Origin of the sequence: Protofrankia symbiont of Coriaria ruscifolia (genome assembly GCF_900634745.1) — a bacterium.
Lineage (GTDB): Bacteria > Actinomycetota > Actinomycetes > Frankiales > Frankiaceae > Protofrankia > Protofrankia californiensis.
In genome coordinates this window covers 67,838-74,985 of record NZ_CAAAFR010000056.1, presented here as the reverse complement: position 1 = coordinate 74,985, position 7,148 = coordinate 67,838, and the positions used below count along the sequence as shown (strand labels likewise).

Sequence of the window (7,148 nt, the reverse complement as noted above, 5' to 3'; positions counted from 1 at the left end):
AGTGGTCGAGCCAGTCACCCGCACCGCAGGCAACCGGGGGGACGAGCCAGTCACCCGCCTACAAGCCGTCGTCCGAACCGGTTCCACAGGGTGGCGTGCACGCGGGTGGCGGTGGTACAGCACCGTCGTTCCCGATCGCTCCTGTCGCCGGCGCCGGACTCGGTGTCGCGGTGCTCGGAGCCGGCTTTGCCGCTCGCCGCAGGAGCCGCGAGACGCAGTGACCAAAGGGTCTGAGTGTATTGGATCGCCCTGGCGCATCCAGCGCACCCAGACCAGCCGATCCGGGTGGATGCCGCCGCCGAACTGCCGCATCCACCCGGATCTCCCATCCCACGGGCGCCCCGACCCCGCGCCGGCCTCTCGCCGAGGTCTCGCACCGCCCTGCCGCCGGGAGAGATCAATGATCGATTCGCCCTCGACGAAGCAAACGACCATCGAGGGCGCCTGCCGCGCCGGCGGGATCATAAGGTAACGTGGTCGACGTACGGGACGTGGCGCAGCTTGGTAGCGCACCAGACTGGGGGTCTGGGGGTCGCAGGTTCAAATCCTGTCGTCCCGACCACTATCGGGAAGGCTGCCGATCGGGCGAAGGCCCTGGTCAGCAGCCCTTTTCGCTACTTTCCTCTGGTTGGCCTGACGATCGAACCGCCCGCAGCCGGGGGCCGATTGGCGCTGAGATGTCTGCTCAGCAGGGCTCCCACGCCGGTTATCGATCTCATGTCTGGATGCAGGTACCGCTGAGTCGTGGTCAACGACCCGTGATCGGCGATCTTCTGTAGCACGTGGACGAGTACGGCCAGACGTGACACCGGAGTCCACCGCGCCCGTCAGGCCGTCGCCTTCGCCACCGGCCGGTAACCAGAAGCGGCAGTCAGCGCGGTCGAGCAGGCAGTGACCATTGCCGAGGAGACCAGCTCCGTCCGACTCCGGCAGGAACTCCAGCACCATCCGGACATCGACCTGCGCTGGAAAACGCCGTATTTCAGCGTGACGACGTACAGCGCCGGGCAGCGCATCACTGAGCTGGGCTTTTTACTCGCGGAGCGGATAGAGGAGGTGGTAGGGAGATATACGGTCAATGCCAGGTAGATCAGCGACATCGTCAGAGGGTGCTCCGGCGCCGGGAAGACCCTGTCCTCGACCTTCAGTCTCCGCCCGGGAGCGTTCAGCAGCTGGTCGGGAGTGGCTGCTCGGCCCAGATGGTCTTGCCGTGCGGGGTGTGGCGGGTGCCCCACCGTTGGGTGAACTGGGCGACGAGGAGCAGGCCACGGCCGCCCTCGTCGAAGACACGGGCGCGGCGCAGGTGAGGTGCGGTGATGCTGGCGTCGGAGACCTCGCAGATAAGACTGCTCTCGTGGATCAGCCGAAGCTGGATGGGCGCAACGGCGTGGCGGATGGCGTTGGTGACCAGTTCGCTGACCACGAGCTCGGTGACGAAGGACGCCTCCTCCAACCCCCAGGCGGCGAGCTGGTCGGTGGCCATCTGCCGGGCCTGGGCCACCACCGCCGGGTCCGCGGGCAGGTCCCAGATGGCAACCTGGGAGGCGTCCATGCCCTGGGTGCGGGCGAGGAGCACAGCGACGTCGTCGGTGGGGACACCGCCGGGCAGCAGCGCCTCCAGCACGTTGTCGCAGATCTGCTCCAGGGACGACGTGCTACTGCTGCCGGTCAGGACACGGCTCAGCCGGGCGAATCCGACGTCGGTATCCGCATCCGCACCGGCGTCGGATCCGACGTCAGCGCCGGCGCCGAGGTCGCCGGACTCGATCGGACTGTTGGTGAACAGGGCGATCAGGCTGCCGTCGGGCAGCTCCAGCTCGACGGACTCGAAGGGCAGGCCACCGAGGCCCAGCGGGGGGCCGGCGGATGGCGGGAGGCGACCGCCACCGCCACGTGCGGGGATGTGCGCTGCGGCAACATGCTTCGCTGCAAGGCCAGCGGTGTTGTGCTCGTGGGTGTAGCGGCGGGCGTTGTCGATGCACAGCGCCGCCCTGGTCGTGATCTCCTCGGCGAGAAGCAGGTCGTCGGTGTCGAACGGGTCAGGGGTGCGATGCCGCAGGAACACCGCGAGTCCTCGCAGCAGCGGTCTGTCTTTCCCGGCTCGACCGTGGACTCCGGGCAGCCGTCCAGGACGGACTGCTGTGCGGCCCGGCAGAGGAACACGCCGCCGGCGGCCCGGCGCAGGTCCGCCTCGTTGTCACCGACGGCGGAGTCGAGCAGGTCGACGCTGACGAAGTCGGCGAACTGCTCGGTGTCCACGTCCGCGAGCTCCTGGGCGGTCCGCGCCGTGTCCAGGGTGGTTCCGATGCGGACGCTGGCCGCGTTCACGATGGCCAGCCGCTGCCTGGCCCGGTACTGCGTGGTGGTGTCGAGAGCTGCTGTCGACACCCTCCGCACCATGCCTCCGGGGTCCTTCAACGGATAGAGGAAGATCGACCAGGCGTGCGCGCGGCTCTCGCCAGGCAGCGGGGTGACCGTCTCCAGAGTCAACCGTTCCCCCGTGCGGATCACCTGTGCCATCAGTTGTTCGACCTGGTCGGCGGTAAGGCTGGGGTAGATCTCCCCCGGACGGAGTCCGAGTACTGCTTCTTCTCGCGCGGCTATGACGCGCTGCGCTTCCTCGTTGCCTCCCACCATGCGCTTCTCACGATCGTAGATCCCGAGGACGATCGGCATCCGGTCGAGTGCCCAGTTCTTGAGCGCCGCCGCCGTGTCATGGCGCGGAGCTGGTTTGCCCGGTTCGAGGGCCACCACGACCCAGCCGGTGTTTCTCCCCGTACCGTGCGTCGGGGCCACGTGGACGTCGACCTCGACGGCGCGGCCAGCCCGGCGCCGCAGCATCACCCGGCCGCTGCACTCCTCCCGACGTTCGATGCCGGGCAATACCGATGCCGGAAGGTCCACGGCAAGAAGGTCCGCCGCGGCGCGTCCCACCACCTCGTCCGGACGATAGCCCAGCAGCCGACCGGCTCCTGCCGTCCATGCGGTGAGAACACCTCAAGCGTCCAGCGCGGCCATCGCTATGCCGGCCACTGCTGCGGGAGCATCAGCCCCGTCTCGTGAAGACTCTCTTTCGCTCATCCACACCCGTCTCGGCATTGCCGAAGGCCGCGACCTGCCAAGCTGGCAGGCTGGCAAGCCGCTGACCTGCCATCCCGGCGAATCAGGCCCCACCCCCATTACCACCGAGCATGGCACCCTGCGGCGGACCGCTCAACCAGACGGATACCAGCAATCAAGAAAATCGATCTGTCGCCGATCTCATGGCTGGTAGGCCTTTGTCTCGCTCGACCGGCGCACCGGCCAGGAGGCTCAGATGCGCACCGGTCAGGCGGCTCACCGGCGTTTCTCGCCCCGTTCACGGACCCGGATCGAAATCTCGATCGGCGTTCCGGCAAAACCAAAATCCTCGCGCAGCCTGCGCTCCAGGAAGCGACGGTAGGCCGGCTCGAGGAAACCCGTCGAGAAGATGACGAAACGGGGTGGCCGCACCCCGGCCTGCGTTGCGAACAGCACGCGGGGCAGCCGGCCGCCCCGTGACGGCGGCGGGGTGGCCGCCACGACCTCGCCCAGCCAGGTGTTGAGCCGGCCGGTGGAGATGCGCGTCCCCCACGACTCCAGCGAGGTCCGCAGCGCCAGCGCCAGCCGGTCGACCGCGCGGCCGGTCGTCGCCGACACGTTCACCCGCGGCGCCCAGGCCACCCGGCCCAGATCCCGGATGATCTCCCGTTCCAGGGTGAGCCTGCGGTCCTCGTCGAGCAGGTCCCACTTGTTGAACGCCAGCACCAGGGCCCGTCCGGCCTCGACCGCCATGGTGATCACCCGCTGGTCCTGTTCGGTGAGCGGCTCACTGGCGTCCAACAGGACGATCGCGACCTCCGCGGCTTCAAGCGCGGCCGCGGTACGCAACGACGAGTAGTACTCCGCGCCGCTGGCCTCCCGGACCCGCCGCCGAAGGCCCGCAGTGTCGACGAACTTCCAGGTCTCCCCCCCGACCGTCACCAGTTCGTCAACCGGGTCACGGGTGGTACCGGCGACGTCGTGCACCAGCGACCGCTGCGTGCCGGCCAACCGGTTGAGCAGGCTGGACTTGCCGACGTTCGGCCGGCCCAGCAGCGCAACCCGCCGCGGCCCGTCCACCTCCTCGAAGCGTTCCCGGGGCGCCGGCGGGAGGGCTTCGAGCACGGCGTCGAGCAGGTCCCCGCTGCCCCGGCCGTGCAGGGACGAGACGGGATGCGGCTCACCGAGCCCGAGGCTCCACAACGCGGCGGCGTCCGCTTCGCCGCGGGAGTCGTCGACCTTGTTCGCCGCGAGGACCACCGGCAGTCCCGACCGGTGCAGCACGCGCGCGACGGCCTCGTCCGCGTCGGTGGCCCCGACGGTGGCGTCGACCACGAACAGCACCGCGTCGGCGGTGTCCAAAGCGGCGCGCGCCTGCTCGGCGACCCGGGCCGCCAGCCCGTGCGCGTCCGGCTCCCAGCCGCCGGTGTCGACCACCACAAAACGCCGGCCGTTCCAGGTCGCGTCATAGGCGACGCGGTCCCGGGTCACTCCGGGGACGTCCTCGACGACCGCGGCCCGCCGGCCGAGTATCCGGTTCACCAGCGTCGACTTGCCGACATTGGGACGTCCGACGACCGCCAGTACCGGCTGGCGGTCGTCGGAGTCGGACCGGTGTCCGGCCTCGTCCTGCGGCGCCTGCGAAGCCACACTCACAACGTCCTCGTCTCTGCGATCTCTATGATCTCTGCGGTCTGTCAGATCTGGTCGGCTCGGGATCGCTTTGGTCCCGCCGACGGCTCGTCCCGATGGCCGGAGGCAGCGCGACCATGCTCCTGACGCGCCCGGGCCGCCTACGACCCGGGCGGCAGGCGGGCCTGGGCCAGATGGTCCGCGATCTTGATCCGGATGTCCTCGGCCACCGCCGCCAACGCCCGCCGTGACCGCGGGTTGGCAGGGATCTCCACCTCGAACGGATGTCCGAAGACCATCCGCGCGTGGACGGAGCGCCGCGGCCAACGCGCCCCCCTCGGCAGGACCCGACCCGTGTCGATACACGCGACCGGCACCACCGGGCATCGACCGTGAACGGCCAGGTAGGCGATACCGTGCTGCACGTTCTCCACCTCGCCGCTGCCCCGGGTCCCCTCCGGGAACACCCCGATCGCACCGCCACGCGACAGCTCGTCGAGTGCGGTGTGTAATGCGGACCGGTCGGGTCGGCCGCGGTCGATCGGGATCTGGCCGGACATGCGGAGCAGCCGACCGAGGACACCCTTGTACATCTCGGACTTCACCAGGCATCGGACCGTACGCGGCGCCTCGATCACGACCAGGGGCCCGTCCAGCAGGCTGCTGTGATTACCCGCAAAGATCAAGGGGCCGGTAGCCGGGATCCGGTCCAGCCCTTCGAGCCTCAGATGCATGACAACCCTGTTCAGAACCAGACGAAACGGTGGTTTGAGCACCTTGTGAAGGACATCGTTGTACGGCCGGGACGCCGCTCCGCGGTACGGCGCCACAGCGGGCGGCCGCCTGCGGTCAGGGCTGGTGCTGTCCGGGCCTTCGATCGTCATGACGCGCGGGCCGATACCCGTTCACAGTGTCGGAGAACCTCATCCACGACGTCCTGGACGGACAGGGCGGTCGAATCGAGCACGATCGCGTCGTCGGGGATGGCCAACGGGTCCGCGGCGCGGGTGCTGTCCAGGACGTCCCGGCGGTCGAGTTCGGCGAGGGTACGGGCCACGTCGTCGATACCCTTCTCCCCCAGCTGGTGCGACCGCCGCAACGCCCGGACCTCGGTCGACGCGGTCAGGAACACCTTGACCGGGGCGTGCGGGGCGACGACAGAACCGATGTCGCGGCCCTCCACCACTATGCCCACCGGCGACGCCTCAGCGATGATCTGCTGCTGGCGGGCGACCAGACGCCGGCGAACGGCGGGCACCGCGGCCACCGCGCTCACCGCGTTGGTCACCGCCCTGGTCCTGATCTTGTCGTCCACCGCCTCGCCGTTCACCGCGATCGCCGGATTGTCCGGGCTGGTACCGACCGTGAGCACCGCCCGCTCCGCGAGCTCGGCGACCGCATTGTGATCTTCGATGTCGATCCGGCTCTCCAGGGCAACCTGGGTCACCGCCCGGTACATCGCACCCGTGTCGAGATACCGCAGGCCGAGCCTCCGAGCGATCTCCCGGGCGACAGTGCTCTTGCCCGACCCTCCCGGCCCGTCCACGGCGATGACGAATCCGTCGCGGACCACCCGTTGCGGCGGCGGCGCAGCCGGGTCGGGCCCGTCGGGCCGCCAGGGCTCACCGGGCCCGGTGCGACGGCCTTCACCGTCTGTGGGCACCTCCTGCTCACCGGTAGCCGACGCAACCACCGGCTCTCGGGAACCGCGGTCGTGTTCCACCGTTTCCTCCGTCCAGACGCGACAACAGCACCAGAATCACAAACCCGTCTACACCAGAAACCCGTCGGCAACCGACGCGGTGAAACCGACCCGACCCGGATGATCACCCGAGCCGGCGCCGATGCGGTCAACCCGGCTCAGGCTACCCGGGGCCGCCCATCCGGGAAGGGCGGCGTTCCATCCGGGAAGGGCGGCGCTCATGAACGGCGATAGGCGGTCCACCCGGCCGCGGCCAACCGATCCAGCAGAGCGTCGACGATGTCCGGCGAAACAGCGAGCTCAACGATGCCGGCCGGAGCGTCGAGATTGTGCTCGAACGCGGCAATGTCCTCGACATTGATCTGCCAGTCGCCGATCGCGGTGAACAGGGCGCCCAGCTGGCCGGGCCGATCGGCGAGCACCACCCCCACCCACGCCCACGCCCACGGCCGCGACACCGCACCGGCCTTGCGGGGCAGCAGCGCCCGACCGGCGTTGCCGCTGGTCATGAGCGTGCGGACCGCCAGGACGACCTCCTGTTCACTGCCCCGGTCGAGGACGTCGGCAAGCCGTGCGAGCTGCGCGGTCAGGCGGCGAGCCTGGGCTGCGACCGGACCGCGGTTACCCTCCAGGATCGACGACCACAGGCCAGGGTCGCTGTCCGCCAGACGCGTCACGTCCCGGAACCCCTGACCGGCCAGGGCCAGCTCGCCGGCGGCGAGATCGGGCGTGGCCGCGGCGAGCAGACTCGCAA

At 69.6% G+C, this 7,148-nt stretch carries 7 protein-coding genes, 1 tRNA gene and 4 pseudogenes; 4 read left to right on the top strand and 8 right to left on the bottom strand.

Annotated features, from left to right (window positions below):
* Positions 1-221, top strand: a pseudogene (locus CV1CTNOD_RS25525) (hypothetical protein); the annotation flags it as partial.
* Between the two features lie 264 nt (positions 222-485).
* A tRNA-Pro gene (locus CV1CTNOD_RS08630) sits at positions 486-562 on the top strand.
* A 52-nt stretch (positions 563-614) separates the two neighbouring features.
* Here the strand turns inward: CV1CTNOD_RS08630 and CV1CTNOD_RS27695 are convergent.
* Positions 615-794: pseudogene (locus CV1CTNOD_RS27695) on the bottom strand (site-specific integrase); the annotation flags it as partial.
* Positions 795-891: 97 nt separating this feature from the next.
* Here CV1CTNOD_RS27695 and CV1CTNOD_RS08620 point away from each other — a divergent pair.
* The gene (locus tag CV1CTNOD_RS08620) at positions 892-1,089 is read left to right on the top strand and encodes a 4a-hydroxytetrahydrobiopterin dehydratase (protein ID WP_131785615.1); all 198 of its coding nucleotides are present in this window, start codon (positions 892-894) and stop codon (positions 1,087-1,089) included.
* Positions 1,090-1,165: 76 nt separating this feature from the next.
* On the opposite strand, the pseudogene CV1CTNOD_RS26410 reads toward CV1CTNOD_RS08620, so the two are convergent.
* A pseudogene (locus tag CV1CTNOD_RS26410) lies at positions 1,166-1,930 on the bottom strand (ATP-binding protein); the annotation flags it as partial.
* 120 nt (positions 1,931-2,050) lie between these two features.
* Here CV1CTNOD_RS26410 and CV1CTNOD_RS26405 point away from each other — a divergent pair.
* Complete coding sequence (locus CV1CTNOD_RS26405) at positions 2,051-2,425, top strand: hypothetical protein (RefSeq protein WP_242606505.1); 375 nt, start codon at positions 2,051-2,053, stop codon at positions 2,423-2,425.
* Here the strand turns inward: CV1CTNOD_RS26405 and CV1CTNOD_RS27690 are convergent.
* The 6 genes and pseudogenes from CV1CTNOD_RS27690 to CV1CTNOD_RS08595 form a co-directional block, all read right to left on the bottom strand.
* Positions 2,410-2,934: pseudogene (locus CV1CTNOD_RS27690) on the bottom strand (PAS domain-containing protein); the annotation flags it as partial. The gene CV1CTNOD_RS26405 and the pseudogene CV1CTNOD_RS27690 sit on opposite strands and share 16 nt — an antisense overlap.
* A gap of 402 nt (positions 2,935-3,336) precedes the next feature.
* Positions 3,337-4,710, bottom strand: a complete 1,374-nt coding sequence (gene der, locus CV1CTNOD_RS08610; protein WP_131785643.1) for a ribosome biogenesis GTPase Der — start codon at positions 4,708-4,710, stop codon at positions 3,337-3,339.
* A 143-nt stretch (positions 4,711-4,853) separates the two neighbouring features.
* Entirely contained in the window at positions 4,854-5,576 is a 723-nt protein-coding gene (locus CV1CTNOD_RS08605) for a lysophospholipid acyltransferase family protein (RefSeq protein ID WP_131785614.1), read from the bottom strand.
* Complete coding sequence (cmk, locus tag CV1CTNOD_RS08600) at positions 5,573-6,415, bottom strand: (d)CMP kinase (protein WP_131785613.1); 843 nt, start codon at positions 6,413-6,415, stop codon at positions 5,573-5,575. The genes CV1CTNOD_RS08605 and cmk overlap by 4 nt, the downstream gene beginning before the upstream one ends.
* Positions 6,416-6,463: 48 nt before the next feature.
* A complete protein-coding gene (locus CV1CTNOD_RS25515) occupies positions 6,464-6,616 on the bottom strand; it encodes a hypothetical protein (protein ID WP_207386270.1) in 153 nt (50 codons plus the stop codon).
* Positions 6,613-7,148, bottom strand: a 536-nt coding sequence (locus CV1CTNOD_RS08595; protein WP_131785642.1) for a prephenate dehydrogenase dimerization domain-containing protein, incomplete at its 5' end; no start/stop codon positions are given. The genes CV1CTNOD_RS08595 and CV1CTNOD_RS25515, both read right to left, overlap by 4 nt.

Excerpts from the sequence above, each read along its gene's own strand:
- CV1CTNOD_RS26405 (WP_242606505.1), top strand. The coding sequence starts at position 2,051 with ATGCCGCAGGAACACCGCGAGTCCTCGCAGCAGCGGTCTGTCTTTCCC.
- CV1CTNOD_RS08605 (WP_131785614.1), bottom strand. The coding sequence starts at position 5,576 with ATGACGATCGAAGGCCCGGACAGCACCAGCCCTGACCGCAGGCGGCCG.
- CV1CTNOD_RS25515 (WP_207386270.1), bottom strand. The coding sequence starts at position 6,616 with ATGAGCGCCGCCCTTCCCGGATGGAACGCCGCCCTTCCCGGATGGGCG.